Here is a 25,136-nt window from a genome sequence, read left to right as displayed (position 1 = left end):
ATATATGTGCCCCTGCTCCGGCTAGCTCAATGGCCCAACGGCAGCAGTGGGTTGGGGGTGATGTCACGCTCGCCTGGCGCCGAGTCGTCGAAGTTCTCCGGTACCTTACCGCGCAGTTGCCAGGCGAAGGCAATGATTTCGGCGATAGTCAGGTACAGCGCTTCGGGGATCTGCTCACCCAGCTCCAGGCGTGCCAGCAGGCTCACCAGTTCGGCGTTCTCGTAGATCGGCACTTCGTGTTCGCGGGCCAGGGCGAGGATGGCTTCGGCCAGTTCGTCCTCGCCCTTGGCGCTCAGGGTGGGCGCCTGATCACCGTCGTAGCTCAGGGCAATGGCCTGGCGGGGGGCTGTGTTGCTCATGCGGTTTCATCCACCCAGCGTTGTTCCAGTCGTGTGCGCGGGCCTTGTGGCGGGATGCCGGGGTGACATTCCAGGTCGCCAACGTCCAGGCCCCGTGCCAGCAGGCGTTCGCGCAGGCTGCCAAGCTGGCTGTCGATCAGTTCGGCGGTTTGCGGGCGCTCGGCCCACAGCTGGCCGCTGAGTCGCCCTTGGGTGAGCTGGGCCTGGACCTGTAGTGGGCCCAGCGGCGGCAGGTCGAAGGCCAGGTCGATGCGCCACAACGACTCGAGCGGATCGCGCTGCTCGCGCTGCGAGTCGGCTTGCTGCCGTGGGGTGTCCTCGCGTTGCAGCTTGGCCTGCAGCGGGATGAACTCCTGGCCGTGGCGCAAGGGGATCTCGGTTTGCCAGGTGGTCTGCTGGTTGCCGCTCTCGGTGGTACCGGTCTGCTGCAGGCTGGCCAGTTGATGACTTTGTACCCGCGAAATGGCGGCGGCGGCCAGGCGCAGCAGTTGCTGCAGGTCGCCTTTTTCTTCCAGGCTTTGCAGCAGACGTGAGGGCAGGGGGAAGGCGCCGGGCTGCGGGCGGCTGCTGACTTGGTCGAGCATGCCCAGGGCGCTGCGGGCCATGCCCGGCAGGACCTGGGCCAGGGCGGTGGCGGCCAGCGCCGGATTGAATGTGGGGTTGCCCGGAACGCTCGGCAAGACTTGCGCCACCAGGCGCACCAGCTGCGCCTTGAGGTCTGGAGCCACGCCCGCGCCAAGGCCGCCGAGCAACTTGGCTTCGAGAAACGCGCCACTGTTGTTCAGCGCCTGGGCGATGCTCTTGGCGTCGCCCAACTGTGCGGGGGTTGGCAGGCTGGCCAACAGGCGCGCGGCGGTAGCGCTCAGCTCGCTGTTGCCAGCGGGGGCGTTGGCGATCTGCTGCAAGGCGTTGAGCAAGGTTGGCAGCGACGCCTGACGGCTTGTTTGGGTCAGCAGTTGCTGGGCGATGGTCAGTTGGTTCTGGCGCCCGCTCAGGGGCACGAAGCGCAGCGACTGGTCGCCTTGCACCAGCGCGCTGAGCAGGCTGCCGACCGCCAACGGCCGTGGGCTGTCGATGGTCAGGGTGGCGCCGGCCTGGCTGCTGTTGAGCAGGCTCACCAGCGAGCGGAACGCTGTGGTCTGCGCCGCGCTGCCGGGCAGTGCCTGGCTGGTCAGCACCTTGCCCTGCAGCAAGGTGCCGATCGGTATCTTGCCGGTGTCGAGCTGAGTGAGGGTGGCGATGTTGCTGGCGCTGGCCTGTTGCAAAACCACCGCCAGGCGGTTGCTATCGGCTTGGCCGAGCGTGATCTGGCTGCCGGGGGGCAGGGGCTGGTTGGCACTGGCCTGCACCTGGGCCTGGTTGCCGTTGGGCAGGCTCAGGCGCAACAGCATCATGAAGTCCTGGCCTACCTGGCGCAGGTTCAGCACTTCGGCCTGGGCAGTCTGGCCCGGGGGGATCAGGCCGGGTTGCGCTTGACTCAGGCGCAGCAGCTCACCGGTCAGGCTGGCCTTGGCCACCTGCGCTGCGAATGCGCTTTGTGCGCCGAGACTATTGATTTCCGTCATGATTGTATACAACCTGTCGAGCCAGCCCTCTTGGCAGCGGGATGGCACATGTAATAATGCCGGTCGCGTTGCCACTGCCAGTATAACGGCCAGTGGCAGGGCGACTTGAGACAAGGGTGTTGATCTGCGGTGTTTCATTCGCGGGCAAGCCCGCTCCCACAGGATCGCTGCTGCCTCTGTGGGAGCGGGCTTGCCCGCGAAGAAGGCGCACTGCTCGACACGCCATGAACAGCATAAGGCGAAACCGTGACCCTCCACCTCCAAGCCGCGAACCTTGCCTGCGAGCGCGACTGGCGACTGCTCTTCGAGCACCTTGACTTCGAACTGCGCCCTGGCGACATGCTGCAGGTCAGCGGCCCCAATGGCAGCGGCAAGACCAGCCTGCTGCGCCTGTTGGCCGGCCTGATGCAGCCGACGGCAGGGCAGATCCTGCTCGATGGCCGCGCCCTCGGCGAGCAGCGCCATGCCCTGGCCAGTATCCTGCTGTGGATCGGGCATGCTGCCGGGATCAAGGAGTTGCTGACGGCCGAAGAGAACCTTGCCTGGCTCTGCGCCCTGCATCGACCCGCGACCCGCGAGTGCATCTGGACGGCTCTCGAGGCGGTCGGCCTGCGCGGATTCGAGGATGTGCCTTGCCACACCCTCTCGGCCGGCCAGCAACGCCGCGTCGCCCTGGCCCGCCTGTACCTGGACTGCCCGCCACTGTGGATCCTCGATGAACCGTTCACCGCCCTCGACAAACAGGGGGTGGCCCAGCTCGAAGCGCATCTGGCCGCGCACTGCGAGCAGGGGGGCACGGTGGTGCTGACCACCCATCACAACCTCGAGCACAGACCGTCCGGCTACCGTGAACTCAACCTGGGGCAGTGGGCGGCATGAGCGTATTCCTTCTGTTGCTGCGCCGCGAAGCGCGCCTGTTGTTCCGTCGCCCGGCGGAGCTGGCCAACCCGCTGGTGTTCTTCGCCATCGTCATAGCGCTGTTTCCGCTGGCGGTCGGCCCCGAGACGCAATTGTTGCAAACCTTGTCGCCTGGACTGGTCTGGGTCGCGGCCTTGCTCGCGGTATTGCTGTCGCTGGACGGCCTGTTCCGCAGCGATTTCGAAGATGGCTCGCTGGAGCAGTGGGTGCTATCACCGCATCCACTGCCATTGCTGGTGCTGGCCAAGGTTTTGGCGCACTGGACCTTTTCCGGGCTGGCGCTGGTATTGTTGGCGCCACTGCTGGCGCTGATGCTGGGTTTGCCAGTCGCCTGCCTGCCGGTGCTGCTCGGCTCGCTGCTGCTGGGCACTCCGGTGCTGAGCTTGCTGGGGGCGGTGGGCGCGGCGTTGACGGTCGGGCTCAAGCGCGGTGGTTTGCTGCTGGCGTTGCTGATTCTGCCGTTGTATATCCCTGTATTGATCCTGGGCAGTGGTGCGTTGCAGGCGGCGTTGCAGAATATGCCCGCGACCGGACACCTGCTCTGGCTGGCCAGCCTGACCGCCCTGGCCGTGACACTGACACCCTTTGCGATAGCGGCCGGCCTGAAGATCAGCGTCGGCGAATAACGAGTCCCGGGCACCGAAGCCCGGCAAAGACCCTGGATGTACCCTGATGAAAATGAGCTGGACGTGGTTCCACAAACTGGGTTCCCCCAAATGGTTCTATGCCATCAGCGGCCGTATGCTGCCGTGGCTGACCATCGCTGCCGTGCTCCTGCTGCTGGTGGGCATCGCCTGGGGCCTGGCTTTCGCCCCGCAGGACTACCAGCAGGGCAACAGCTTCCGCATCATCTATATCCACGTACCTGCGGCCATGCTCGCGCAGTCCTGCTACGTGCTGCTGGCGGTCGCCGGTGTGGTGGGGCTGGTGTGGAAGATGAAGCTGGCCGACGTCGCCCTGCAGTGCGCCGCCCCCATCGGGGCCTGGATGACCGCGGTGGCACTGGTCACCGGGGCGATCTGGGGCAAACCGACCTGGGGCAGCTGGTGGGTGTGGGACGCGCGCCTGACCTCGATGCTGATCCTGCTGTTCCTGTACTTCGGCATCATCGCCCTGGGCCAGGCCATCAGTAACCGTGACAGCGCCGCCAAGGCGTGCGCGGTGCTGGCCATCGTCGGGGTGGTCAACATCCCGATCATCAAGTACTCGGTGGAGTGGTGGAACACCCTGCACCAGGGCGCCACCTTCACCCTCACCGAAAAACCGGCCATGCCCGCCGAGATGTGGCTGCCGCTATTGCTGACGGTGCTGGGGTTCTATTGCTTCTTCGGCGCCGTGCTGCTGCTGCGCATGCGCCTTGAAGTGCTCAAGCGCGAAGCGCGTGCCAGTTGGGTGCGCGAAGAGGTGCTCAGCAGCCTGGGCCGGGAGAGCGTGCGATGAGTTTCGCCTCCTTCAGTGATTTCCTCGCCATGGGCCATCATGGCCTGTACGTGTGGTCGGCCTATGGCATCTGCCTGATGGTACTGGCGATCAATGTCGCCCTGCCGCTGCAGGCCCGCCGCCGCTACCTGCAAGAAGAGGCGCGCCGTCTGCGCCGGGAGAACCACCAGTGAATCCGCAGCGCAAGAAACGCCTGTTGCTCATCCTCGGCCTGCTGGTCGGCGTCGCCGTAGCCCTTGGCTTTGCCCTGAGTGCCCTGCAGCAGAACATCAACCTGTTCTACACGCCCACCCAGATCGCCAACGGCGAGGCGCCGCAGGACACACGCATTCGCGCCGGCGGCATGGTCGAGAAGGGCTCGGTGCAGCGCTCGGCCGACTCGCTCGACGTACGCTTCGTGGTCACCGACTTCAACAAATCGGTGCCGATCACCTACCGTGGCATCCTCCCGGACCTGTTCCGCGAAGGGCAGGGCATCGTTGCCTTGGGCAAGCTCAACGCCGAGGGCGTGGTGGTGGCTGACGAGGTGCTGGCCAAGCATGACGAGAAGTACATGCCGCCTGAGGTGACCAAGGCGCTCAAGGAGAGCGGCCAGGCCGCCACTGCCGGCGAGGTCAAGCCATGAACGCTGCCCTGGTGATCCCCGAGCTTGGCCAGTTGGCGATGATCCTGGCGATCTGTTTTGCCGTGGTGCAGGCCAGCGTGCCGCTGCTCGGTGCCTGGCGTGGCGACCGTCTCTGGATGAGTCTGGCGCGCCCTGCGGCCTGGGGCCAGTTCGCCTTCCTCGCCTTTGCCTTCGCCTGCCTCACCCATGCCTTCATGACCGACAATTTCTCGGTCGCCTATGTCGCCCACAACTCCAACACCGCACTGCCCTGGTACTACAAGTTCAGCGCCGTGTGGGGCGCCCACGAAGGCTCGCTGCTGCTCTGGGCGTTGATCCTGGGTGGCTGGACCTTCGCCGTGTCGGTGTTCTCGCGCCAGTTGCCGCAGGTGATGCTGGCGCGGGTGCTGGCGGTGATGGGCATGATCAGCACCGGTTTCCTGTCGTTCCTGATCATCACCTCCAACCCGTTCACCCGCCTGCTGCCACAGGTGCCCACCGACGGTCGCGACCTCAATCCGCTGCTGCAGGACTTCGGCCTGATCGTCCATCCGCCGATGCTGTACATGGGCTACGTGGGCTTCTCGGTGGCCTTCGCCTTCGCCATCGCGGCGTTGCTCGGTGGTCGCCTGGATGCCGCCTGGGCGCGCTGGTCGCGGCCCTGGACCATCGTCGCCTGGGCCTTCCTCGGCATCGGCATCACGCTCGGCTCCTGGTGGGCCTACTATGAGCTGGGCTGGGGCGGCTGGTGGTTCTGGGATCCAGTGGAAAACGCCTCGTTCATGCCATGGCTGGTCGGCACTGCGCTGATTCACTCGCTGGCAGTGACCGAAAAGCGCGGGGTGTTCAAGAGCTGGACCGTGCTGCTGGCCATCGCGGCGTTCTCGCTGAGCCTGCTGGGTACCTTCCTGGTGCGCTCCGGGGTGCTGACCTCGGTACATGCCTTCGCCGCCGACCCGTCGCGCGGTGTGTTCATCCTGATCTTCCTGCTCTTCGTGGTCGGCGGCTCGCTGACCCTGTTCGCCCTGCGCGCACCGGTGGTCAAGAGCCACGTGGGCTTTGGCCTGTGGTCGCGCGAGACGCTGCTGCTGGCCAACAACCTGGTGCTGGTGGTGGCGGCCTCGATGATCCTGCTGGGCACGCTCTACCCGCTGGTGCTCGACGCCCTGACCGGCGCCAAGCTGTCGGTCGGCCCACCTTACTTCGATGCGTTGTTCCTGCCGTTGATGGCGCTGCTGATGGTAGTGCTGGCGATCGGTGTGCTGGTGCGCTGGAAGGATACGCCTGGCAAATGGCTGTTCGGCATGCTGACGCCGGTGCTGATCGGCAGCGCGATCCTGGCGCCGGTCGCCGGGCTGATCGTCGACGACTTCGACTGGCCGGCGCTCAGCGTCTTCGCCCTGGCCGCCTGGGTGGTGCTCGGCGGGGTGCGCGATATTCTCGACAAAACCCGTCACAAGGGCCTGCTCAAGGGGCTGCGCGGCCTGCATCGCAGCTACTGGGGGATGCACCTGGCGCACCTGGGGTTGGTGGTGTGTGCCCTGGGCGTGGTGCTGTCGAGCAACAACAGCGCCGAGCGCGACCTGCGCATGGCGCCGGGCGAAAGCGTCGAACTGGGCGGTTATCACTTCCTGTTCGAGGGGGCCAAGCACTTCGAGGGGCCGAACTTCATCTCCGACAGGGGCACCATCCGTGTGTCGCGCGAGGGGCGTGAAGTGACCGTGCTGCACCCGGAAAAACGCCTGTACACCGTGCAGCAATCGATGATGACCGAGGCCGGTATCGATGCCGGCTTTACCCGCGACCTCTATGTCGCCCTGGGCGAGCCACTGGAGAGCGGTGCCTGGGCGGTACGGGTACACATCAAGCCCTATGTGCGCTGGATCTGGCTGGGCGGCTTGCTGACCGCATTGGGCGGGCTGCTTGCAGCGCTCGATCGGCGTTATCGGGTCAAGGTCACGGCGCGGGTGCGCGATACATTGGGCCTGTCTGGAGCGACGGCATGAAGCGTTGGATCATGGTAGTGCCATTGGCGGTGTTCCTGCTGATGGCCGTGTTTCTGTACAAGGGGCTGTTCCTCAAGCCCGACGAACTGCCGTCGGCGATGATCGGCAAGCCATTCCCGGTATTCTCGCTGCAGAGCGTGCAGGGCGACCGGACCCTGACCCAGGCCGACCTGCAGGGGCGACCGGCGCTGGTCAACGTCTGGGGCACCTGGTGCCCATCGTGCAAGGTCGAGCACCCTTATTTGAACCAACTGGCCGAGCAAGGCGTGGTGATCCACGGCATCAACTACAAGGACGACAACGCCGCCGCGCTCAAATGGCTGGCCGAGTTCCACAACCCTTACCAGCTCGACATCCGCGACGAGCAGGGCACCCTGGGCCTGGACCTTGGCGTGTACGGCGCGCCGGAAACCTTCCTCATCGATGCCAAGGGCATCATCCGCTACAAGCATGTCGGTGTGGTCGATGCCACGGTCTGGCGCGAGCAACTGGCGCCGTTGTACCGGGAGCTGGTCGATGAGGAGCGGCCATGAAGCGCTGGCTTGCCGCCGCCGTACTTGGCTTGAGCCTGGCCGGCATGGCCAGGGCGGCCATCGATACCTATCAGTTCCGCGACGATGCCGAGCGCGAGCGCTACCAGCAACTGACCAAGGAACTGCGCTGCCCCAAGTGCCAGAACCAGGACATCGCCGACTCCAACGCACCGATCGCTGCCGACCTGCGCCGGGAGATCTTCCGCATGCTCGGCGAAAACCAGAGCAACCAGCAGATCATCGACTTCATGGTCGATCGCTACGGCGACTTCGTACGCTACAAGCCAGCGCTGACGGCGCGTACCTGGTTGCTCTGGTTCGGCCCTGGCGTGTTGCTGGCTGGCGGCTTCGTGGTGCTGGCGGTGATCGTCCGTCGGCGTCGCAGCCCGGTGGCGCAGGGCAACTCCGAACTCTCCGTGGACGAACGCGAACGTCTCGCCAAACTGCTGGATAAAGAACAGACCCATGACTGAATTCTGGCTGAGTGCGGGCCTGCTGTTGCTCGCCGCCCTGGCTTTCCTGCTGATCCCGATCCTGCGTGGCCGCCGCCAGCAGCAGGCCGAAGAAGACCGCACCGCGCTCAACGTGGCCTTGTATCAGGAGCGGGTCGCTGAGTTGACTGCGCAGCAGGAGGCCGGGGTGCTCGACGCCGGGCAACTGGCCAAGGGCCGCGACGAGGCGGCCCGTGAACTGCTGTCCGATACCGAAGGTAGCGAGGCGCCGCGTCAGGGGCATCTGGGCAAGACCCTGCCGCTGGTGGCTGCCGTGCTGGTGCCGGTAATGGCGCTGGGGTTGTACCTGCATTTCGGCGCCGCCGACAAGGTCGAGCTGACCCGTGAGTTCGCCGATGCGCCGAAAACCATGCAGGAGATGACCACGCGCCTGGAGCGTGCCGTGCAGGCTCAGCCGGACTCTGCCGAGGGCCTGTATTTCCTCGGCCGCGCCTACATGGCCGACCAGCGTCCTGCCGATGCCGCCAAGGCCTTCGAGCGTGCGGTCGCCCTGGCCGGTCGTGAACCCGAGCTGCTCGGGCAGTGGGCCCAGGCGCAGTACTTCGCTGCCGACAAGCAGTGGAGTGCGCAACTGCAGAGCCTGACCGACGAAGCACTCAAGGCCGACCCGAACGAGGTTACCAGCCTGGGGCTGCGCGGCATCGCTGCCTTCGAGGGCGAGCACTATCAGGAAGCGATCGATTACTGGCAGCGCCTGCTGGCGCAACTGCCTGAAGGCGATGCCTCGCGCGCCGCCCTGCAGGGCGGTATCGACCGTGCCGCCGACAAGCTCAAGGCCGATGGCGGCAAACCGGTGCAGGCGGCGAGCCTGACCGTGCGTGTCGAGCTGGCCGCAGCGCTCAAGGACAAGGTCAAGCCGGACGACACCGTGTTCATCTTCGCCCGCGCCAGCAACGGCCCGCCGATGCCGCTGGCGGCCAAGCGGGTGACTGTGGCGCAGTTGCCGATCGAAGTGCAGCTGTCGGATGCCGACGCGATGATGCCGCAGATGAAACTGTCGGACTTCGCTGAAGTCCAACTGGTTGCGCGCGTATCGCGTGCCGGCCAGCCGACCCAGGGCGAGTGGATCGGCCAGAGCGCGCCGCTGGCTACCCGCGGCCAGCCAACCCAGCACCTGACCATCGACCGTCCCGACCGATAAGAGATTGCCGCCATGAACCGCAGCGTACGCCTGACCCTGATCACCCTGGCCCTGGGGCTTTCTGCCTGTACGGTGCACCAGCCAGGCGAGCGCGAGTCGCTGCCACCGATCGAGACCACGCCACCACCGCACCAGGGGCCGGTGGTCAAGCCGCTACCGGGCGGACAGCCCGCACCGCAGCCTGGCGCGCCGTCCGGTATTCCCAAGCCGATGCCACGCACCTCCGCGAGCTTCGCGCCCCCGCCAGGCGGTGCCAGCCACTGGGACCCGAAGCTTGGCGTCTATGTGCTGGAGAAGCAGCCCAACACCTTCTATCGTCAGCGCACCTACTACCGTTATGACAAGGGCTGGAGCTGGTCGCTGAGCCCCAATGGCCCCTGGCAGGAAACCGACAGCAGCGGTGTGCCGGGCGGGTTGGGCAGGGCCTTCGCGCAGTAAGTATCCTTCACGTCCCTGTCGTGGGCTCGCCCCCGCGATAGAGGCCCTCGCAGTCTCCCGCCGAACTGGCATAATCCCCCTCTGAATCGAACCGGAGGGTGGCATGAGCAAAACAGTCCTGGTACTGGTGGAAACCGTCGATGATTACCTGCCGCTGCTGGAGCAGGCGGGTTACCGCCTGATTCGTGCCCCATCCCCGCAACGGCGAGCGCAAGCCATCGCCGAGCATGCCGAGCAGATCGATGCTGTCCTCACCCGTGGCCCGCTGGGCCTGACCGGTGCTGAAATCCAGGCACTGCCCAAACTCGAAATCATCTGCGTGATCGGCGCAGGCTATGAGCAGGTCGACCTGGCCGCCGCCAAGGCCCGTGGCATCACCGTCACCAACGGTGCTGGCGCCAACGCAGGTCCGGTCGCCGATCACGCCATGGCCCTGTTGCTGGCAATGTTGCGCGACATTCCCCGGGCCGATGCCAGCACCCGGCGCGGTGAATGGAACCGGGTCATCAGCCCATCGGTGAGCGGCAAGCGCCTTGGCATCATCGGCCTTGGCGCCATCGGCCAGGCCATCGCCAAGCGTGCAGCCCAGGGCTTCGACATGAGCGTCAGCTACCACAGTCGTACGCCGCGTGGTGATGTGCCCTACACCTGGTACGAAAGCCCGTTGCAACTGGCCCAGGCCGTGGACATCCTGGTGATCGCCACCCCGGGTGGTGCCGGTACCCTGCATCTGGTCGATGCCCCGGTGCTCGAGGCGCTGGGGGGCGAGGGGTATCTGGTCAATATCGCCCGCGCGAGCGTGGTCGATACCCAGGCGCTCGTGCAGGCATTGCAGGCAGGCGTCATCGCTGGCGCAGCATTGGATGTCTTCGATGACGAGCCTGCCGTGCCCGAGGCACTCAAGGTGTTGGGCAATACCGTGCTGACCCCGCATGTCGCCGGCCAGTCGCCGGAAGCGGCGCGCGACACCGTGACCCTGGTGCTGCGCAATCTCCAGGCATTCTTCGCTGGCGAGCCGGTGCTCACGCCAGTACTGTTGTAGCCCCAGCTTTCGATCCCGCCTGACAAGGAGTGTGTGCATGCAACTTGAGATCTTCCAGGTCGATGCTTTTTCGGCCGAACCGTTTGGCGGTAACCCAGCGGCGGTGATTCCGCTGGACAGCTGGCTGCCGGACGATGTGCTGCAGCGCGTCGCCGAAGAGAACAACCTGTCCGAGACGGCCTACTTCGTGCGTAACGGCGAAGGCTTCGACCTGCGCTGGTTCACCCCGGCCGTGGAGGTCGATTTGTGCGGCCACGCCACCCTGGCTTCGGCCTGGGTGTTGTTCGAGCAGTTGCATGAGCAGGCCGAGGTGTTGCGCTTCAATACCCGCAGCGGTGAGCTGCGCGTCAGTCGCGGTGCAGATGGCTTGCTGGCCATGGACTTCCCGGCCAAGCAACCTGTGGCGGTGGACATCCCCGATGGCCTGCTCGAGGCCCTCGGCCTGCCGAGCGCCCGCGCGCTGTACCGCTCGGATGACTTCGTGGTGGTGATCGATGATGCTGCGTTGATCGATCCACTCAAGCCCGATTTCGTCGCGCTGTCGGCCTTCGATGTGCGTGGCATTGCCGTGACTGCGCCGGGGCGCGGCTTCGACTTTGTCACCCGCTGGTTCGGCCCTCGCGTGGGGATCAACGAAGATCCGGTGACCGGCTCGGCACACACCTCGCTGGCGCCTTACTGGTCCGAGCGCCTCGGCAAGCGCAGCCTCAGCTGCGAGCAGGGCGGGGTGCGCAAGGGGCAGTTGCAGTGCGAGGTGCCGGGTAACGGCCGGGTGATCATCAGTGGGCGTGGGGCGCTGTATATGCGAGGGACAGTGTTCATCTGACTGGCGAGGGTGGCTTGCGGGTCTCTTGTGGGAGCGGCGGTTCGCCGCTGCGACTTGCCCGCAAAGAGGTCTGTAGCGGTACCGCTATACTTTGCAGCTTCCCCACCCGCCAGGAGCCCATCCCATGTCTCATACCAAGCACGGCGCCTGCCTCTGCGGCGCCACCCGCCTGACTGCCACGGTCGAAAACCTCGAAGTCAACGCTTGCCACTGCAGCATGTGCCGCACCTGGGCCGGGGGCCCGATGTTGGCCGTGCACTGCACCCAGCCGCCCAGTTTCGAAGGCGCTGTTCCCAGCGTCTTCCGCTCCTCCGACTGGGCCGAGCGGGGCTTTTGCGGGCAGTGTGGCACTCACCTCTACTACCGGTTGATCGCCAAGAACGAATACGCCTTGCCGGTCGGCCTGCTCAAAGGCGATGACTGGCAGTTCACGATGCAGATCTACGTCGACGAGCGCCCGAGCTGGTACTGCTTCTCCAATCAGACCCAGGACCTCACCGGCGAGCAGGTCATGCAGCTGTTCAGCTAGGCCTGCTCCAGCAGCCATTCGGCGAACACCTCGGCGGCGGACGAGGGCGGGTTCTGTCGGTCGTGCACGAGGTAGTCGGCCTGGCCGGTGCGGACCACGAAGTCCGACACCGGTCGGATCAGCCCGCTTTTTATGCGTTCGCGAGCCATGGCTTCCCAGCCCAAGCCCACCCCCATGCCCTGCAGCACGGCATCGAACACCAGATTGACCTGATTGAAGGTCAGCGCATCGGCCGGCGGCTGGTAGCGCAAGCCGAAATGGCTGAACCAGTCATGCCAGTCCAGGCAGTTCCAGGCCGAGGCATCCAGCTGAATCAGCGGTAGCCCCTGCAACTGCGCAACGTTGTCGATGGTGGGCAGCGCGCGTGCGGTACTGGCGATCGGGAAGATCACCTCGTCGAACAGCTTGCCGGCCTGCAACGAGGCCCAGCGGCCATGCCCATAGAGAATACCGAGGTCGTAGTCGGCGATCAGGCTCTCGTTGATGTCGTTGCTGGCGTGGATATTCACCGTCAGTTCTGGATGCTGCTCGTTGAACCGCAGCAGGCGCGGGAACAGCCAGTACTGGGCGACGGCGTGGGTGCAGATGACACTGACGTGTCGATCGCCGTGCCCGCTCTTGAGCCGCTGTACGTGGGCCAACAGTTTGTCGAGCATCGGCTCGACGAAACCGTGGAACTGCGTGCCCGCGGTGGTCAGGACGATGCCTCGGGCGCGTCGCTCGAACAGCTGTGCGCCGAGATGATCCTCGAGCAGACGGATCTGCTTGCTCACCGCGCTTTGCGTCAGGTACAGCTCGCCCGCTGCACGGGTGAAGCTGCCGGTGCGTGCCACGGCTTCGAAGGCGATCAACGTGTCGAGGGGCGGAAGGTGACGGCTGTAGCGGCTCATGGTGGTGGCGCCTGCTGGAATTACAGAGCGTCAGCATACTCAGCTGAAAGCCATTCCTCCAGGGAATGGCTGCATGCCCATTCATCTTTTGTCGGTCAAGCGTGCAACCGGTAGCCTGCGCGCATCCACCAACAGGAGAGACAAGGTGAAACGCGGGGTGATGTATGCCGGCACGGCTGGCGCAATGTGGGGGTTGGTACTGATGGTTCCGGAGGTGCTGCCAGAGTTCAATCCGGTGTTGCTCAGCACCGTGCGCTATGTGATGGTCGGCTTGATCTCGGTGCTGCTGGCACTGCCCATGGCCCGCCAGTTGCGGCGCCTGACGGTGGGCGACCTGTGGATGCTGTTGCGCCTGTCGGTGATCGGCAACCTGCTGTACTTCATCTGCCTGGTGGCGGCGATCCAGCGCCTGGGCGTGGCCCCCGCCTCGTTGATCGTCGGTGTGCTGCCGCTGACCATTACTCTCTATGGCCGCAACGACAGCGGGGCGGTGCCGCTGTCGCGCCTGATCGGCCCGCTGATGCTGATCCTGCTCGGCATGTCGTGCATCAACCTCGAGACATTCGCCTTCGCAGCAGGCGATGCTGGCGACAAGTTCATGGGCTTGGTCTATGCGCTGGTCGCCCTGGCCTGCTGGACCTGGTACGCCGGGGAGAACAGCCGCTACCTCAAGCAGTGCGCACGTTTCGACAGCCACCAGTGGTCGGTGCTGTGTGGCGCGGTTACCGGTCTTGTCAGCCTGGTGCTGCTGGCCATTCTGGCCCTGTGGTTCCCGCAGCAATTGCAGGCGCAGGCCAGTGTCGAACGCTGGTGGTTGTTCTGGGTTGCCGCGCTGGGTTGCGCCGTGCTCGGCTCCTGGTTGGCCATGGCCTTGTGGAATGCCGCCTCCAAGCGTCTGCCACTGACCTTGAGCGGGCAACTGATCGTGTTCGAGACGCTGTTCGGCCTGCTGTATGCCTTCCTCTGGCGCCAGTCTGGCCCAACCTTGCTGGAGGCAGCAGCCATCGTGCTGGTGATCGGTGGCGTGCTGTGGTCGATGCGCCAGCACGACGTCGCCCCCGGACTTGCCAAATCCGTGCATTCCTGAGAAAAGGGCGGCCTCGAAATCTGCCGCAAGGAAATGATCGTGACTCAGGAACTGCACATCACCGAGATCCAGGAAGGCGACGGCAAGGCCGTGGTCAAAGGCGCCCTGATCACCACCCAGTACACCGGCTGGCTGGCCGACGGCAGCGAGTTCGACTCGTCCTGGTCGCGCGGGAAGCCCTTCCAGTGCGTGATCGGTACCGGCCGGGTGATCAAGGGCTGGGACCAGGGCCTGATGGGCATGCGCGTGGGCGGCAAGCGCAGGCTGCAGGTACCCGCGCACCTGGGCTATGGCGAGCGCTCGGTCGGCAGCATCCCGCCGAACTCGGACCTGACCTTCGAGATCGAGTTGCTCGAGGTGCTGACGCGGGATGATTGATGTCCAGTTGTTGCAAGGGTGACGTAATTCGGCAACATCGATGGTCCAACATGGCTGCTGCCAGGGAGGGCCAGCATGGAAGAGCCCATCAGGCGGCCGGTGCCTTGCACCGCCGCCGGCAAGGATGGTGCACAAGCAAGGATGCTCCCCGTCCTTAGCCGAACGAGCCCTGCCATGAAGTGGATGCAATACCTGCGACGCCGTCACCTGTTTCTCGGTCTCACCCTCGCCGCGGTGCTGATACCGCTGACCCTCGATGTGGTGCAAAGTCGCGACCAGCACGGTGATGGAACCCAGACGCTGGTGTTCCTGCGCCACGCCGAAAAGCCCGGCGAGGGGCTGGGGCAACTGAACTGCCAGGGCCTCAACCGCGCCATCGACCTGGCCACGTTGCTGCCTGAGCGTTTCGGCGCTGCCGACTACGTGTTCGCCGCCGACCCCGGCCGACATGTCGAGGAGGGCAGCGAGGATAAACGCTACAGCTACATCCGTCCGCTCATGACCATCAGCCCCAGCGCCATCCGCCTCGGGCTGCCGGTCAATATCGACTTCGGCGCCAACGACTACGACGACCTCGCCGAAGAACTGCTGCGCGCCAAGTACCGCAACGCCACGGTCTATACCGCCTGGTCGCACGGCTACCTGCCAGACCTGATCAACGCCGTGGCTGGCAAGGCCCTGGGCGAGAAGCGCGTCATCACCTCGGACTGGGACGGCGATGATTTCGACACTCTGTACGTGATCACCCTGACCTGGCATGACGGCAAGGCCACCATGCTCAGCCGCAACGTGCGTCAGGAACTCGATGGTGGGTCCGAGGTTTGCCCGACCTGATTCAGACGTTTCTGACTCGGTCGGGGTGTCCAGACTGACTTATTTCCAAGTGACGACAGGGCACTGTTCACGGGTTTCCGGAAATCCGATTCCGGGCGTGAGGAATGCGGAGTTGCATGGAAATCGATCGGTCTTATCGGTTCATCGGTCATCGCGGCGTGACCTTCGACGTCATCGAGTTCACCGTGAGGGCCGATAACTGCTGCTGGCTCAATACGCTGCATATTCCAACAGCGGGCCGACATCAGTATCGCGTGGTCGGCAAGGTGAAGGAACTGTACGAGCGGATGCAGGCCGGGCAGTTGCCCTGCGTAATGGTGGTGGCGGTTTCATTGCCGTTGACGCGCGAGCAGGGGGATGCTCTGAACTCACAGCGCTGGACAGTCGCTGCTCTGGTGTCGGCAGGGGGGGCTGCAGTCACCGGGACGTTCGCCCCGGCGTTGGTAGTTGGTGCGGCAAAGATGGGCACATTCGCTTTTGTCTCCAATCGTCTGCCAACGTTTCACGCGGGTGATGTCTTGGTACCAGTCGAGGCCAAGGTCCAGGGCGGTATTGGTCCGCAACGCAGTTCTACTTCCCTGTTACTGAAAGCTGGGGTTGAACATGTCGTTCGATGATCTGCTGCAGCCGATTTTGATCATGATCATCTGGTGGACACTGGATCGCTGGACCGTATCACCCTGGCGCGGATGGGTAGGGCTGGCCCTTCTAGCGGGGGGCTTGACCAGCTCTTTATGGACCGAAATGTGGAGAGTTTTCGGTCACGAAATAATCATGTGGAAGTCGTCCGCTGTATCCATCGGCATTTTTCTCATGCTGCGCAGCAACCGGCATGTCGACAAGTCGTAAGCATCACTGGGAGAGTGGGTCAGCTTGTGACAAGGCCGCCGCGCCTTCAGGATGACGATACGGCGGCCTCGAGCTGAATTTATCGCCCCAACCGCATCGGCCAGCCCACCACCTTCTTCACCCGTGGCGTCGCATAGGTGCGCACTTTCGACGTGCTCAACCCCAATCGCACCAGCGATTCGGCGATGGTCACCGCCGCACTCACGCCATCAACCACCGGCACGCCGGTACGCTGGCGAATCTGTTCGTCGAGCCCGGCCATGCCGCCGCAGCCCAGGCAGATCACCTCGGCCTTGTCATCACGCACGGCACGTTCGGCCTGTTCGACGATGGCCTCCACGGCGCGCTGTGGATCAGCCTCCAGTTCCAGTACGGCCAGGCCGCTCGCCCGCACCGAGGCGCAGCGGTCATACAGTCCGGACAGCTTCAGGCGATCCTCGATCAGTGGCACGGTGCGGTCCAGCGTGGTGACCACCGAGTAGGCATGGCCCAGGTACATCGCGGTGCTGGCGGCGGCATCGGTGATGTCCACCACCGGTACATTGAGCAGCTCCTGCAAACCTTCGCGTCCGTGCTCGCCGTAGCCGGCCTGGATCACGGCGTCGTAGGGCTGGTCGTAGGCCAGCACCCGGTCCATCACGGCGATGGCGGCCAGATAGCTCTCGAAATTTCCCTCCACCGACTCCGCGCCGAACCAGGGCGTCAGCCCGACGATCTCGGTACCGGACGCTGCAACGCTGCGTGCCTGTTCGGCGATGGCCTCGGTAATGGCTTCGGTGGTGTTGACGTTGGCGATCAGAATACGCATGAACGAACTTCCCTTGATCAATGGCTGCTGTGGTCGACGGCGATGGCTTCGCCGCTGACGTCGAGGTATTGGCGATTGCGCGGTGCGATGAGCAGGTAGAGCGCGGCCGCGGTACCTGCGCCGATCAGCCAGGAGAATGGCGCGACGCTGTGGAAGTGCGGTACCAGCGCCAGCACGATCGCCAGGAGGGCCGATGGAATGAACGCAGCGAGCGCCCGCAGGTTGACGCCACGCGAGTAGTGATAAGCGCCGGTCGGGTTCTCGCTGTACAGCTCTGGCACGTTGACCCGGCCTTTGCGCAACAGCCAGTAGTCGGACATGATCACCCCGTACAGCGGGCCAAGCAGGGCGCCCAGGCCGGACAGGAAGTACACGATCACCAGCGGGCTGTTGTACAGGTTCCACGGCAGGATCAGCACCGCCACGGTGGCACTGATCAGCCCGGCGCGGCGGAAGTTCAGGTGGCGTGGTGCCAGGTTGCTGAGCACGAAGGCTGGCGCGACGAAGTTGGCCATGATGTTCACCGCAACGGTGACGATCAGGAAGGCCATGCAGCCCAGGACCAGGAACAGGGTCTTGGGGATGGTAGCGACGATCTGGGTCGGGCTGTCGATCACCTGCCCGTTGATCTGGAACTGTGCGCCGCACAGCACCACGGTGATCACCGCAAACACCAGGATGTTCACTGGCAGGCCCCAGAAATTGCCGACGCGGATGGTCCTGCGGCATGGCGAGGACCGGGCGAAGTCGCAGAAGTTGAGCACCAGGGTGCCGTAGATTGCCAGCCAGAGCGCGCCGCCGGCAAAGATGTTGCGCCACATCTCGTAGCCGGTCAGCGGATCGGCCACCGACCAGGCGATGCGCGCATCGTTCTTGAAGAACATCCAGGCGGCCAGGCTCGCCACGGTCAGCAGGATCACCGGCCCGGCGAAACCTTCGTAACGGCGCACCATCTCCATGCCGTAGGCGAGGATCACCAACTGCACGATCCAGATCGCCACGAAGCATACCCAGCCCAGGCTCGACAATCCGAGAATGCTGTCGTGGTCATAGGCGGCTACCTGTGGCCACACGGCGGTGAGCAGCACGCGCAGTACCACCGAGGCCAGGTAGGTCTGGATACCGAACCAGGCGATGGCGATCACCGCGCGGATCAGCGCGGGAATCTGCGCGCCATGGATACCGAAGGCGATGCGGCTCATGACCGGGAACGGTACGCCGGTCTTCTGGCCCATGTAGCCGGAGAGGTTCATGAAGAAGTAGACAAGCGCGGCACCGATCGCCAGAGAGACCAGAATCTGCCAGCCGCCAAGGCCCAGGGCGAACAGCCCCATGGCGAAAGAGTAGTTGGCGATGTTGTGCACATCGTTGGTCCACAGCGCGAAGATGCTGTAGCCACCCCAGCGCCGCCCCTCGATACGGGTGGGCGCAAGATCACGATTGTGCAGGCGTGGGCTCAGCTCGTACGGTCCGGCGGGGTTTTCCAGCGTGGTGGCGGTGGGGCTGGTGCTGGCAACGGAAAGTTCAGGGGCAAGGTCGAGACTGCTACTCATTCCGGCGGCTCCTGATGCGCTAGGACTGCGATGAGGCGGGCTTGCGCACGGGCTCGCCTTCTCGTCTGTGCAGCATTGGCATCACTGGGTTCTGGGCGCTAGCGGCCTGCGGGGCAGGCGCTGCGTGTTCTTGTGTATTTATGTTTTGTTTAAGTTGTATACAAAACACAAGTTCACTTAAGCCAGTTCCATGCCAGAGAGGGCACAGTTTATGAGTTGCTATTACTTTGACTTTGACCTTTTGTTTAATAACTTTATGAAAATAAAGAACTATAAACTGACCATTTGATCAGCATTTATTTTACATTCACTTATTAGTTGATTTTAGAGTCAATTTTTATCGGCTTTCCGGTGTAACGTGTTGGGGCATGTCCGTAACCAGTGCACACAAAAATGGCACTCTAGGTGACATTCTTGTGTACAAGTCTTGGGTCATGCCATCGGCGGCAGGCGCCGCTTGACCGGTGTCTTCTTGATGATCGCGGTGTTGGTCTCGGCCAGGGTGTTGAGCCGGTCAAGCAGGGTGTCCAGCTGTTCCATCGAGCGCACATGCAGGCGGGCGATGAAGCAGTCCTCGCCGGTAACCTTGTCGCATTCGGTGAACTCGGGAATGGCGACGATCTGCCGCTCGACTTCCTGCAATTGCCCCGGCAGCGGCCGGATTCGCACGATGGCCTGTAACTGGTAACCGAAACAGCGTGGGTCGATTTCCACGGTGTAGCCGCGAAGCACGCCGCGTTCCTCCAGGCGGCGCAGCCGCTCGCTGACGCTGGGGGCGGAGAGGCCGCTGATCTGCGCCAGGGCCTTGAGCGAGCGGCGCGAATCCTCCATCAGGGCATTGATCAGCAGTTGGTCGATATCGTCGGTCATACTTGCCTCGTCAGGTAAAAGTGCAAATCTGCCTTGATAGTAAAGGCGATTGGTGATTCTGGCCTTGTTTATCCGCTGGAGTGCCCATGTCTGCGCCAGCATACTGTTGCCATCTTCGACAGGAGGCATGAGATGGACAGTTCGATTCGTCGCGGCTCGCTGGAAATGGTCGCCGCCATGCTGATTTCCGGAACCATTGGCTGGTTCGTGCTGGTGTCCGGGCAGCCGGTGCTGGACGTGGTGTTCTGGCGCTGCGTTCTGGGCGCTGGCACCTTGCTGCTGATTTGTGCGGTCATGGGCTTCCTCAAGCCGGGTATCCTGAGCCGCACCACCTTCCTGTTGGCGGTGCTCAGCGGGGTCGCCATCGTCGGCAACTGGTTGTTGCTGTTCGCCTCTTATTCGCGCGCCTCGATCGCCATCGGCACGGCCGTGTACAACGTCCAGCCGTTCCTGCTGGTGGGCCTGGCGGCGGTGTTTCTTGGCGAGCGGATTACCGCAGCCAAGCTGACCTGGCTGACACTGGCCTTCCTCGGCATGCTGGCGATCGTCAGCGCTCACGGGCAAGGGCAGGGCGGCGATGAGTACCTGCTGGGTATCGGCCTGGCATTGGGGGCGGCGCTGCTCTATGCCGTGGCGGCATTGATCATCAAGCGCTTGAGCGGGACCCCGCCGCACCTGATTGCCTTGATCCAGGTAAGTACCGGCGCACTGCTGCTGGCCCCTTGGGTCGGGTTCGGCGGGCTGCCGGCAGCGCCTGCTGCGCTGGGTAGTCTGGTGACACTGGGGGTGGTGCATACCGGGTTGATGTACGTGCTGTTGTACAGCGCCATCCAACGCCTACCCACGGCGCTGACCGGCGCCCTGTCGTTCATCTATCCGATTGCCGCGATCCTGGTGGACTGGGTAGCCTTCGGTCATCGCTTGGCACCGCTGCAGTGGCTGGGCGTGGCGCTGATCCTGCTGGCGGCGGCAGGGATGCAGCAGGGCTGGTGGTTCAGGTCGCGCAGGGCGGCCTCGGCCTCACAAAGCAGGTAGAATGGCGGTTTTTCGCTATGCGGCCCGCCATGACCTCCCCGATCCACACTCTGGAGCAGCACCTGCTCACCGCCCTCGACCCCGCGCCTGTCGAAACCCGTCGTCTGTTCCATGGGCGTGGCCGTTGCTGGCCGGGCCTGGAGCAGATCACCGTCGACTGGCTCGACGGGGTGCTGTCGGTCGCGCTGTTCCGCGAGCCGCCCGATGGCCAGTTGGCCGAGCTCGAGGCGATGCTGCGTGCCCTCGCCGAGCGCCCGCAATGGAGCGGCCAGGCGATCCTGCTGCAGCACCGCTACCTGCCCGACAGCCCTGGTCAGTGGCTGCTCGGCGAGCCCTGCCAGCAGCGCGAGGTGATCGAGGACGGCTTGAAGTACCTGCTGGATCTGGGCGTTCGCCAGAACAACGGATTGTTCCTGGACATGCGCTACGGTCGCCGCTGGGTGCGGGAGCAGGCGGCGGGCAAGCGGGTGCTGAATCTCTTCGCCTACACCTGCGGGTTCTCTGTGGCGGCCATCGCCGGTGGCGCACAGCAGGTGGTGAACCTGGACATGGCCAAGTCGGCGCTGTCGCGTGGGCGCGAGAACCACCGCCTCAATGGCCATGATGCGTCATGCGTCGCTTATCTCGGGCATGAGCTGTTCAAGTCGTGGGGCAAGGTGCGCAAGTACGGCCCGTACGACCTGATCATCATCGACCCGCCGACCTTCCAGCGTGGCAGCTTCGTGCTCACCCAGGACTACGCCAAGATCCTGCGTCGTTTACCCGAACTGCTGAGTGAGGGCGGGACAGTGCTGGCCTGCGTGAACGATCCGGCGATCGGCCCGGAATTTCTCATCGACGGCATGGCGCAGCAGGCGCCGCAGCTGGCGTTTGTCCAGCGTCTCGAGAATCCACCGGAGTTTCCCGATGCCGACCCACAAGGCGGGTTGAAGGCGCTGGTCTTCCAACGGCAGGGCTGAACCCGAGGACTCGGGTTCGGCCCGGTCGCTGATCAGTATTCGGACAGCGAAAACTCGGTCAGGCAGAAAGTCGGCACCCCGGCGGCTTGCAGGCGGCGCGAGCCTTCGAGTTCGGGCAGGTCGATGATCGCTGCAGCTTCGAATACCTTGGCACCGGTACGGCGCACCAGGTTGGCGGCCGCCAGCAGGGTGCCGCCGGTGGCGATCAGGTCATCGAAGATCAGCACCGAATCGCCGTCGCACAGGCTGTCGGCATGCACTTCCAGGAAGGCTTCGCCGTATTCGGTCTGGTAGGGCTCCGAGAGTACGTCGGCCGGCAGTTTGCCCTGCTTGCGGAACAGGATCAGCGGCTTGTTCAGTTGGTGGGCGATGATCGAGCCGATCAGAAAACCCCGTGCATCCATGGCACCGATGTGGCTGAACTCGGCCTCGACATAGCGCTCGATGAACTGGTCGGCGACATAGCGCAGCCCGCGTGGCGACTGGAACAGCGGAGTGATGTCACGAAAGATCACGCCCGGCTTGGGGAAGTCCACTACCGGGCGGATCAGGGCTTTGAGGTCGAAGGTGTCGCTGTGCATGGGGCGGGTATCCTGGAAAAACGTGGCGTCAGTATACCCTGCCGTGATAGCGATCAGACCTCCATCGCACCACCGGCCAGCGCGCACAGCTGGATCGGGTCGAGGATATGCACTTCCTTGCCTTCGGCCTTGAGCAGGCCGTTCTGCTGGAAGCGGGTGAACACGCGCGACACGGTTTCCACCGCCAGGCCCAGGTAGTTGCCGATCTCGTTGCGCGACATGCTCAGGCGGAACTGGTTGGCCGAATAACCGCGGGCGCGGAAGCGTGCCGAGAGGTTGACCAGGAAGGTGGCGATTCGCTCGTCGGCGGTCTTTTTCGACAGCAGCAGCATCATCTGCTGGTCGTCGCGGATCTCGCGACTCATCACCCGCATCAGTTGGCGGCGCAGTTGCGGCAGTTGCACCGAGAGCTCATCGAGGCGTTCGAAGGGGATTTCGCAGACCGACGTGGTTTCCTGGGCCTGGGCCGAGACCGGATAGGCTTCGGTGTCCATGCCCGATAGCCCGACCAGTTCGCTGGGCAGGTGGAAGCCGGTGATCTGCTCTTCGCCGGCATCGCTGAGGCTGAAGGTCTTGAGGGCGCCGGAGCGTACAGCGTAGACCGAGCCGAAATTGTCACCCTGGCGGAACAGGAACTCGCCCTTCTTCAGTGGGCGGCCGCGCTTGACGATTTCATCCAGTGCGTCCATGTCCTCGAGATTGAGCGACAGGGGCAGGCACAGAGGGGCCAGGCTGCAATCCTTGCAATGGGCCTGGCTGTGAGGGCGCAGTTTGACTGGCTCGGACATTTCTTTCGATCCTTGTGATAAAGCACACATAAGCTGTAAGGGTAACCTACAGCTGGACTAGAGGCCAGCCTGCACTTTTTTGGTGCGGCTTGGCGACGCCCTGCGTGGATGACTTCGGGCGCCTTCTACCAATCCATGGTGTGCCTGACAAGGCGGACTGTCCATGCGGTGTAACGTCTCGGAAAAACGACTAGATGACCCGGGAAAAACGTTGGCGATTGTGCAGGTCCAGGTAGGCATCGAACACCATGCAGACCGAGCGCACCAGCAGCCGACCTGCCGGCAGCACCTTGATACCGCGGCTGTCGAGAGTGACCAGGCCGTCGCGCTGCATGGCCTGCAGTTGCGGCCAGAGCCCTTTGAAGTAACCACGAAAGTCCAGGGTGAAAGCCTGCTCGATCTGCTCGAAGTCCAGTTCGAAATGACAGATCAGTTGCTGGATCACGGCCCTGCGCACACGGTCATCCTGATTGCACAGCAGGCCACGCTGGGTCGCCAGTTGGGCGCTGGAGAGGGTGTCCTGGTAGGTGTTCAGGTCGCTGCTGTTCTGGCAGTAGAGATCGCCGATCTGACTGATGGCCGAAACCCCCAGCCCCACGAGGTCGCAATGACCGTGGGTGGTGTAGCCCTGGAAGTTGCGTTGCAGGGTACCTTCCTCCTGGGCGATGGCCAGTTCATCGTCGGGCAGGGCGAAGTGGTCCATGCCGATATAGCGATAGCCGGCGGCGGTGAGTTGCTCGATGGTGTTGTGCAGCATTTCCAGCTTGGCGGCCGGGGCTGGCAGCTCGGCGGCGTCGATGCGTCGCTGGGGCATGAAGCGTTCGGGCAGGTGCGCATAGTTGAACACCGACAGGCGGTCCGGCTGCAGGCGAATCACCTCCTCGACGGTGCGGGCGAAACCTTCCGGGCTCTGGCGTGGCAGGCCGTAGATCAGGTCGAGGTTCACCGAGCGGAATTGCAGGGTGCGTGCGGCTTCCACCAGAGCGCGGGTCTGCTCCAGGCTCTGCAGGCGGTTGATCGCTCGCTGCACGGCCGGGTCCAGGTCCTGCACGCCGAGGCTGACACGGTTGAAGCCCAGCTCGCGCAACAGGCCCATGGTCGACCAGTCGGCCTCGCGCGGGTCGAGCTCGATGCCGTAGTCACCCGAATCGTCATCCAGCAGGTTGAAATGCTGGCGCAGGCAGGTCATCAGCTGGCGCAGTTCCACATGGCTGAGAAAAGTGGGGGTGCCACCGCCGAAATGCAGTTGTTCGACCCGTTGCTTGGGGTCGAGGTGACAGGCGATCAGCTGGATCTCCTGCTCCAGGCGCTGCAGGTAGGGCGCGGCGCGGGCGCGGTCTTTGGTGATGACTTTGTTGCAGGCGCAGTAGTAGCAGATGTTGGCGCAGAACGGCACGTGCACGTACAACGACAGCGGGCGCACCGCACGGCGGCTTTCGCGCAGGGCATGCAGCAAGTCGAACGAACCCACTTCGCCATGCAATTGCACGGCGGTCGGGTAGGAGGTGTAGCGTGGTCCGGCCAGATCGTAGCGACGGATCAGGTCGGCATCCCAACGTAGGTCGTCGAGCATGTGGGCAGTCCCCGGATAGAGCAGCAGTGCCCGGAGTCTAGATATGTCTGTAGGAAGGGGTCTTGACTTGTATCAAGCCGAGTCGGCAGTCACCTGGTGCAACACTCTCAGGCGATCAATGCCCCATCAGCCAGTGCTGGTGCGGCCCAGGTAGCGTCCACAGGCCGAACAGCATCACCAACACTCCGCCCGCCATGCGCACGCTGCGCCGTCGTAGCAGCGAGTTGGCCCGTTCTGCGGCCAGGCCCGTGGCCAGCAACACTGGCCAGGTGCCGACACCGAATGCCAGCATCAGCGCCGCGCTGTACGCGGCGTTGCCCTGGCTCGCCGCCCACAGCAAGGTACTGTAGACCAGCCCGCAGGGCAGCCAGCCCCACAGTGCGCCGAGCAGCAGGGCCCGCGGCAGGCTCGAGACCGGCAGCAGACGCGACGCCAGCGGCTGGATGTGTCGCCACAAGCCTCGGCCCAGGGCCTCGATACGGGTCAGCCCGCTCCACCAGCCGGCCAGGTACAAGCCCATGGCGATCAGCAGCAAGGCTGCCACCACTCGCAGCAGTTGGGCGGCAGGGCTGCTGGCCAGGGCCCAGCCGGCCAGGCCCAGCAGCAGACCAGCGGCCGCATAGCTGAGTACGCGGCCGAGGTTGTAGGCGACCAACAGGCGCAGGCGGCGGGCGCGCTGTTCGGGCGGGATGGCCAGGGTCAGGGCGCCCATCAGGCCACCGCACATGCCCAGGCAGTGGCCGCCGCCGAGCAGGCCGAGCACCAGGGCGGAACCGAGCAGCGGGAGCAGGTCAGGCACGCGGGGTGGGATCCTTGTCGTCGGGCTGTTCGGGCTTGGCTTCTTCGGGTTTCACGGCGGCCTGGTGGCGTGGGTCCTGGTCGTCGAAGAGGATGCTGTGGGCAGGGCCTTCGAGGTCATCGTACTGGCCGCTGTCCACGGCCCAGAAGAAGATGTACACCGCCACGCCGACGAGCAGCAGGGCGGCGGGGATCATCACATAGAGGGCGGGCATCGGCG

General features: G+C 64.3%; 31 protein-coding genes. 20 read left to right on the top strand and 11 right to left on the bottom strand.

All coding sequences use genetic code 11. The features are described from left to right. Positions 1 to 26: 26 nt before the first annotated feature. Together F6X62_RS20790 and F6X62_RS20785 are read right to left on the bottom strand one after the other, a co-directional pair. A complete protein-coding gene (locus F6X62_RS20790; RefSeq protein WP_153774580.1) occupies positions 27 to 359 on the bottom strand; it encodes an EscU/YscU/HrcU family type III secretion system export apparatus switch protein in 333 nt (110 codons plus the stop codon). Beyond that, positions 356 to 1,924, bottom strand: a complete 1,569-nt coding sequence (locus tag F6X62_RS20785; protein WP_153774579.1) for a flagellar hook-length control protein FliK — start codon at positions 1,922 to 1,924, stop codon at positions 356 to 358. The genes F6X62_RS20790 and F6X62_RS20785 overlap by 4 nt, the downstream gene beginning before the upstream one ends. A 246-nt stretch (positions 1,925 to 2,170) precedes the next feature. Between F6X62_RS20785 and ccmA the strand changes: the two genes are divergently transcribed. From ccmA to F6X62_RS20720, 13 genes are all read left to right on the top strand, one after another. Then, complete coding sequence (gene ccmA, locus F6X62_RS20780; protein WP_153774578.1) at positions 2,171 to 2,803, top strand: cytochrome c biogenesis heme-transporting ATPase CcmA; 633 nt, start codon at positions 2,171 to 2,173, stop codon at positions 2,801 to 2,803. Beyond that, positions 2,800 to 3,468, top strand: coding sequence for a heme exporter protein CcmB (gene ccmB, locus F6X62_RS20775; protein ID WP_153774577.1), 669 nt, complete (start codon positions 2,800 to 2,802; stop codon positions 3,466 to 3,468). The genes ccmA and ccmB overlap by 4 nt, the downstream gene beginning before the upstream one ends. Positions 3,469 to 3,514: 46 nt before the next feature. After that, the gene (locus F6X62_RS20770; RefSeq protein ID WP_153774576.1) at positions 3,515 to 4,282 is read left to right on the top strand and encodes a heme ABC transporter permease; all 768 of its coding nucleotides are present in this window, start codon (positions 3,515 to 3,517) and stop codon (positions 4,280 to 4,282) included. Then, positions 4,279 to 4,455: a heme exporter protein CcmD gene (gene ccmD / locus F6X62_RS20765; RefSeq protein WP_153774575.1), complete on the top strand. Its 177-nt coding sequence runs from the start codon at positions 4,279 to 4,281 to the stop codon at positions 4,453 to 4,455. Before F6X62_RS20770 ends, ccmD begins: the two co-directional genes overlap by 4 nt. After that, positions 4,452 to 4,907: a cytochrome c maturation protein CcmE gene (gene ccmE, locus F6X62_RS20760; protein WP_054895613.1), complete on the top strand. Its 456-nt coding sequence runs from the start codon at positions 4,452 to 4,454 to the stop codon at positions 4,905 to 4,907. Before ccmD ends, ccmE begins: the two co-directional genes overlap by 4 nt. Before the next feature lie 11 nt (positions 4,908 to 4,918). Beyond that, positions 4,919 to 6,892: a heme lyase CcmF/NrfE family subunit gene (locus F6X62_RS20755; RefSeq protein ID WP_178117575.1), complete on the top strand. Its 1,974-nt coding sequence runs from the start codon at positions 4,919 to 4,921 to the stop codon at positions 6,890 to 6,892. After that, the gene (locus F6X62_RS20750) at positions 6,889 to 7,425 is read left to right on the top strand and encodes a DsbE family thiol:disulfide interchange protein (RefSeq protein WP_153774573.1); all 537 of its coding nucleotides are present in this window, start codon (positions 6,889 to 6,891) and stop codon (positions 7,423 to 7,425) included. The genes F6X62_RS20755 and F6X62_RS20750 overlap by 4 nt, the downstream gene beginning before the upstream one ends. Beyond that, complete coding sequence (locus F6X62_RS20745) at positions 7,422 to 7,898, top strand: cytochrome c-type biogenesis protein (protein WP_063545664.1); 477 nt, start codon at positions 7,422 to 7,424, stop codon at positions 7,896 to 7,898. The genes F6X62_RS20750 and F6X62_RS20745 overlap by 4 nt, the downstream gene beginning before the upstream one ends. After that, entirely contained in the window at positions 7,891 to 9,078 is a 1,188-nt protein-coding gene (ccmI, locus tag F6X62_RS20740) for a c-type cytochrome biogenesis protein CcmI (protein WP_153774572.1), read from the top strand. Before F6X62_RS20745 ends, ccmI begins: the two co-directional genes overlap by 8 nt. A gap of 12 nt (positions 9,079 to 9,090) precedes the next feature. Continuing rightward, complete coding sequence (locus F6X62_RS20735) at positions 9,091 to 9,516, top strand: hypothetical protein (RefSeq protein WP_065862031.1); 426 nt, start codon at positions 9,091 to 9,093, stop codon at positions 9,514 to 9,516. A gap of 103 nt (positions 9,517 to 9,619) precedes the next feature. Further along, entirely contained in the window at positions 9,620 to 10,558 is a 939-nt protein-coding gene (locus F6X62_RS20730; RefSeq protein ID WP_153774571.1) for a 2-hydroxyacid dehydrogenase, read from the top strand. Positions 10,559 to 10,595: 37 nt separating this feature from the next. Further along, on the top strand, positions 10,596 to 11,384 hold the full coding sequence (locus tag F6X62_RS20725; protein WP_054895606.1) for a PhzF family phenazine biosynthesis protein: 789 nt from the start codon (positions 10,596 to 10,598) through the stop codon (positions 11,382 to 11,384). 124 nt (positions 11,385 to 11,508) lie between these two features. Continuing rightward, positions 11,509 to 11,913 (top strand): GFA family protein, encoded by a 405-nt coding sequence (locus F6X62_RS20720; protein ID WP_054894747.1) that lies wholly within the window; start codon positions 11,509 to 11,511, stop codon positions 11,911 to 11,913. Here F6X62_RS20720 and F6X62_RS20715 read toward each other — a convergent pair. Next, complete coding sequence (locus F6X62_RS20715) at positions 11,910 to 12,803, bottom strand: LysR substrate-binding domain-containing protein (RefSeq protein WP_125929336.1); 894 nt, start codon at positions 12,801 to 12,803, stop codon at positions 11,910 to 11,912. The two genes, F6X62_RS20720 and F6X62_RS20715, sit on opposite strands and share 4 nt — an antisense overlap. Positions 12,804 to 12,876: 73 nt before the next feature. On the opposite strand from F6X62_RS20715, the gene F6X62_RS20710 reads away from it, so the two are divergent. From F6X62_RS20710 to F6X62_RS20690, 5 genes are all read left to right on the top strand, one after another. Continuing rightward, positions 12,877 to 13,890 (top strand): DMT family transporter, encoded by a 1,014-nt coding sequence (locus F6X62_RS20710; RefSeq protein WP_306109882.1) that lies wholly within the window; start codon positions 12,877 to 12,879, stop codon positions 13,888 to 13,890. A gap of 39 nt (positions 13,891 to 13,929) precedes the next feature. Then, on the top strand, positions 13,930 to 14,268 hold the full coding sequence (locus F6X62_RS20705; protein WP_054894778.1) for an FKBP-type peptidyl-prolyl cis-trans isomerase: 339 nt from the start codon (positions 13,930 to 13,932) through the stop codon (positions 14,266 to 14,268). A 174-nt stretch (positions 14,269 to 14,442) separates the two neighbouring features. Beyond that, the gene (locus tag F6X62_RS20700; protein WP_054894750.1) at positions 14,443 to 15,102 is read left to right on the top strand and encodes a hypothetical protein; all 660 of its coding nucleotides are present in this window, start codon (positions 14,443 to 14,445) and stop codon (positions 15,100 to 15,102) included. A gap of 116 nt (positions 15,103 to 15,218) precedes the next feature. Further along, positions 15,219 to 15,719, top strand: a complete 501-nt coding sequence (locus tag F6X62_RS20695; RefSeq protein WP_153774570.1) for a hypothetical protein — start codon at positions 15,219 to 15,221, stop codon at positions 15,717 to 15,719. Further along, positions 15,706 to 15,951 carry a hypothetical protein gene (locus F6X62_RS20690; RefSeq protein WP_063545657.1) on the top strand — a complete coding sequence of 82 codons (246 nt, stop codon included), beginning with the start codon at positions 15,706 to 15,708 and terminating at the stop codon, positions 15,949 to 15,951. Before F6X62_RS20695 ends, F6X62_RS20690 begins: the two co-directional genes overlap by 14 nt. A 79-nt stretch (positions 15,952 to 16,030) precedes the next feature. Here the strand turns inward: F6X62_RS20690 and F6X62_RS20685 are convergent, their stop codons facing one another. The 3 genes from F6X62_RS20685 to F6X62_RS20675 form a co-directional block, all read right to left on the bottom strand. After that, positions 16,031 to 16,759 (bottom strand): aspartate/glutamate racemase family protein, encoded by a 729-nt coding sequence (locus F6X62_RS20685; protein ID WP_153774569.1) that lies wholly within the window; start codon positions 16,757 to 16,759, stop codon positions 16,031 to 16,033. Between the two features lie 17 nt (positions 16,760 to 16,776). Then, positions 16,777 to 18,312, bottom strand: coding sequence for an NCS1 family nucleobase:cation symporter-1 (locus F6X62_RS20680; protein ID WP_153774568.1), 1,536 nt, complete (start codon positions 18,310 to 18,312; stop codon positions 16,777 to 16,779). A 432-nt stretch (positions 18,313 to 18,744) separates the two neighbouring features. Beyond that, entirely contained in the window at positions 18,745 to 19,182 is a 438-nt protein-coding gene (locus F6X62_RS20675) for an Lrp/AsnC family transcriptional regulator (protein ID WP_063545655.1), read from the bottom strand. A 132-nt stretch (positions 19,183 to 19,314) separates the two neighbouring features. On the opposite strand from F6X62_RS20675, the gene F6X62_RS20670 reads away from it, so the two are divergent. Next, positions 19,315 to 20,217 (top strand): DMT family transporter, encoded by a 903-nt coding sequence (locus F6X62_RS20670; RefSeq protein ID WP_054894756.1) that lies wholly within the window; start codon positions 19,315 to 19,317, stop codon positions 20,215 to 20,217. Between the two features lie 29 nt (positions 20,218 to 20,246). Next, the gene (locus F6X62_RS20665; RefSeq protein ID WP_153774567.1) at positions 20,247 to 21,176 is read left to right on the top strand and encodes a class I SAM-dependent methyltransferase; all 930 of its coding nucleotides are present in this window, start codon (positions 20,247 to 20,249) and stop codon (positions 21,174 to 21,176) included. Positions 21,177 to 21,208: 32 nt separating this feature from the next. On the opposite strand, the gene F6X62_RS20660 is transcribed toward F6X62_RS20665, so the two are convergent. From F6X62_RS20660 to ccoS, 5 genes are all read right to left on the bottom strand, one after another. Next, entirely contained in the window at positions 21,209 to 21,757 is a 549-nt protein-coding gene (locus F6X62_RS20660) for an adenine phosphoribosyltransferase (RefSeq protein ID WP_063545653.1), read from the bottom strand. A 53-nt stretch (positions 21,758 to 21,810) separates the two neighbouring features. Continuing rightward, a complete protein-coding gene (gene fnrA / locus F6X62_RS20655) occupies positions 21,811 to 22,545 on the bottom strand; it encodes a Crp/Fnr family transcriptional regulator FnrA (RefSeq protein ID WP_054894758.1) in 735 nt (244 codons plus the stop codon). Between the two features lie 190 nt (positions 22,546 to 22,735). Next, the gene (hemN, locus tag F6X62_RS20650) at positions 22,736 to 24,118 is read right to left on the bottom strand and encodes an oxygen-independent coproporphyrinogen III oxidase (protein WP_153774566.1); all 1,383 of its coding nucleotides are present in this window, start codon (positions 24,116 to 24,118) and stop codon (positions 22,736 to 22,738) included. A gap of 115 nt (positions 24,119 to 24,233) precedes the next feature. After that, the gene (locus tag F6X62_RS20645; protein ID WP_153774565.1) at positions 24,234 to 24,917 is read right to left on the bottom strand and encodes a sulfite exporter TauE/SafE family protein; all 684 of its coding nucleotides are present in this window, start codon (positions 24,915 to 24,917) and stop codon (positions 24,234 to 24,236) included. Continuing rightward, a complete protein-coding gene (ccoS, locus tag F6X62_RS20640; RefSeq protein WP_153774564.1) occupies positions 24,910 to 25,131 on the bottom strand; it encodes a cbb3-type cytochrome oxidase assembly protein CcoS in 222 nt (73 codons plus the stop codon). The genes F6X62_RS20645 and ccoS overlap by 8 nt, the downstream gene beginning before the upstream one ends. Positions 25,132 to 25,136 lie beyond the last annotated feature (5 nt).

The sequence above is a fragment of the Pseudomonas sp. MNR3A genome (assembly GCF_009650575.1).
Lineage (GTDB): Bacteria > Pseudomonadota > Gammaproteobacteria > Pseudomonadales > Pseudomonadaceae > Aquipseudomonas > Aquipseudomonas machongensis.
Note: the sequence above shows the minus strand (reverse complement) of the source record. Positions and strands in the feature narration are given on the sequence as shown.

Excerpts from the sequence above, each read along its gene's own strand:
- F6X62_RS20790 (WP_153774580.1), bottom strand. The coding sequence starts at position 359 with ATGAGCAACACAGCCCCCCGCCAGGCCATTGCCCTGAGCTACGACGGT.
- F6X62_RS20665 (WP_153774567.1), top strand. The coding sequence starts at position 20,247 with ATGACCTCCCCGATCCACACTCTGGAGCAGCACCTGCTCACCGCCCTC.
- F6X62_RS20735 (WP_065862031.1), top strand. The coding sequence starts at position 9,091 with ATGAACCGCAGCGTACGCCTGACCCTGATCACCCTGGCCCTGGGGCTT.
- F6X62_RS20745 (WP_063545664.1), top strand. The coding sequence starts at position 7,422 with ATGAAGCGCTGGCTTGCCGCCGCCGTACTTGGCTTGAGCCTGGCCGGC.
- ccmD (WP_153774575.1), top strand. The coding sequence starts at position 4,279 with ATGAGTTTCGCCTCCTTCAGTGATTTCCTCGCCATGGGCCATCATGGC.
- F6X62_RS20670 (WP_054894756.1), top strand. The coding sequence starts at position 19,315 with ATGGACAGTTCGATTCGTCGCGGCTCGCTGGAAATGGTCGCCGCCATG.
- F6X62_RS20680 (WP_153774568.1), bottom strand. The coding sequence starts at position 18,312 with ATGAGTAGCAGTCTCGACCTTGCCCCTGAACTTTCCGTTGCCAGCACC.
- F6X62_RS20785 (WP_153774579.1), bottom strand. The coding sequence starts at position 1,924 with ATGACGGAAATCAATAGTCTCGGCGCACAAAGCGCATTCGCAGCGCAG.
- F6X62_RS20675 (WP_063545655.1), bottom strand. The coding sequence starts at position 19,182 with ATGACCGACGATATCGACCAACTGCTGATCAATGCCCTGATGGAGGAT.
- F6X62_RS20730 (WP_153774571.1), top strand. The coding sequence starts at position 9,620 with ATGAGCAAAACAGTCCTGGTACTGGTGGAAACCGTCGATGATTACCTG.
- F6X62_RS20660 (WP_063545653.1), bottom strand. The coding sequence starts at position 21,757 with ATGCACAGCGACACCTTCGACCTCAAAGCCCTGATCCGCCCGGTAGTG.
- F6X62_RS20770 (WP_153774576.1), top strand. The coding sequence starts at position 3,515 with ATGAAAATGAGCTGGACGTGGTTCCACAAACTGGGTTCCCCCAAATGG.
- F6X62_RS20700 (WP_054894750.1), top strand. The coding sequence starts at position 14,443 with ATGAAGTGGATGCAATACCTGCGACGCCGTCACCTGTTTCTCGGTCTC.
- F6X62_RS20720 (WP_054894747.1), top strand. The coding sequence starts at position 11,509 with ATGTCTCATACCAAGCACGGCGCCTGCCTCTGCGGCGCCACCCGCCTG.
- F6X62_RS20695 (WP_153774570.1), top strand. The coding sequence starts at position 15,219 with ATGGAAATCGATCGGTCTTATCGGTTCATCGGTCATCGCGGCGTGACC.
- ccmB (WP_153774577.1), top strand. The coding sequence starts at position 2,800 with ATGAGCGTATTCCTTCTGTTGCTGCGCCGCGAAGCGCGCCTGTTGTTC.
- F6X62_RS20715 (WP_125929336.1), bottom strand. The coding sequence starts at position 12,803 with ATGAGCCGCTACAGCCGTCACCTTCCGCCCCTCGACACGTTGATCGCC.
- F6X62_RS20685 (WP_153774569.1), bottom strand. The coding sequence starts at position 16,759 with ATGCGTATTCTGATCGCCAACGTCAACACCACCGAAGCCATTACCGAG.
- fnrA (WP_054894758.1), bottom strand. The coding sequence starts at position 22,545 with ATGTCCGAGCCAGTCAAACTGCGCCCTCACAGCCAGGCCCATTGCAAG.
- F6X62_RS20690 (WP_063545657.1), top strand. The coding sequence starts at position 15,706 with ATGTCGTTCGATGATCTGCTGCAGCCGATTTTGATCATGATCATCTGG.
- F6X62_RS20750 (WP_153774573.1), top strand. The coding sequence starts at position 6,889 with ATGAAGCGTTGGATCATGGTAGTGCCATTGGCGGTGTTCCTGCTGATG.
- F6X62_RS20725 (WP_054895606.1), top strand. The coding sequence starts at position 10,596 with ATGCAACTTGAGATCTTCCAGGTCGATGCTTTTTCGGCCGAACCGTTT.
- ccoS (WP_153774564.1), bottom strand. The coding sequence starts at position 25,131 with ATGCCCGCCCTCTATGTGATGATCCCCGCCGCCCTGCTGCTCGTCGGC.
- hemN (WP_153774566.1), bottom strand. The coding sequence starts at position 24,118 with ATGCTCGACGACCTACGTTGGGATGCCGACCTGATCCGTCGCTACGAT.
- ccmI (WP_153774572.1), top strand. The coding sequence starts at position 7,891 with ATGACTGAATTCTGGCTGAGTGCGGGCCTGCTGTTGCTCGCCGCCCTG.
- F6X62_RS20710 (WP_306109882.1), top strand. The coding sequence starts at position 12,877 with ATGCCCATTCATCTTTTGTCGGTCAAGCGTGCAACCGGTAGCCTGCGC.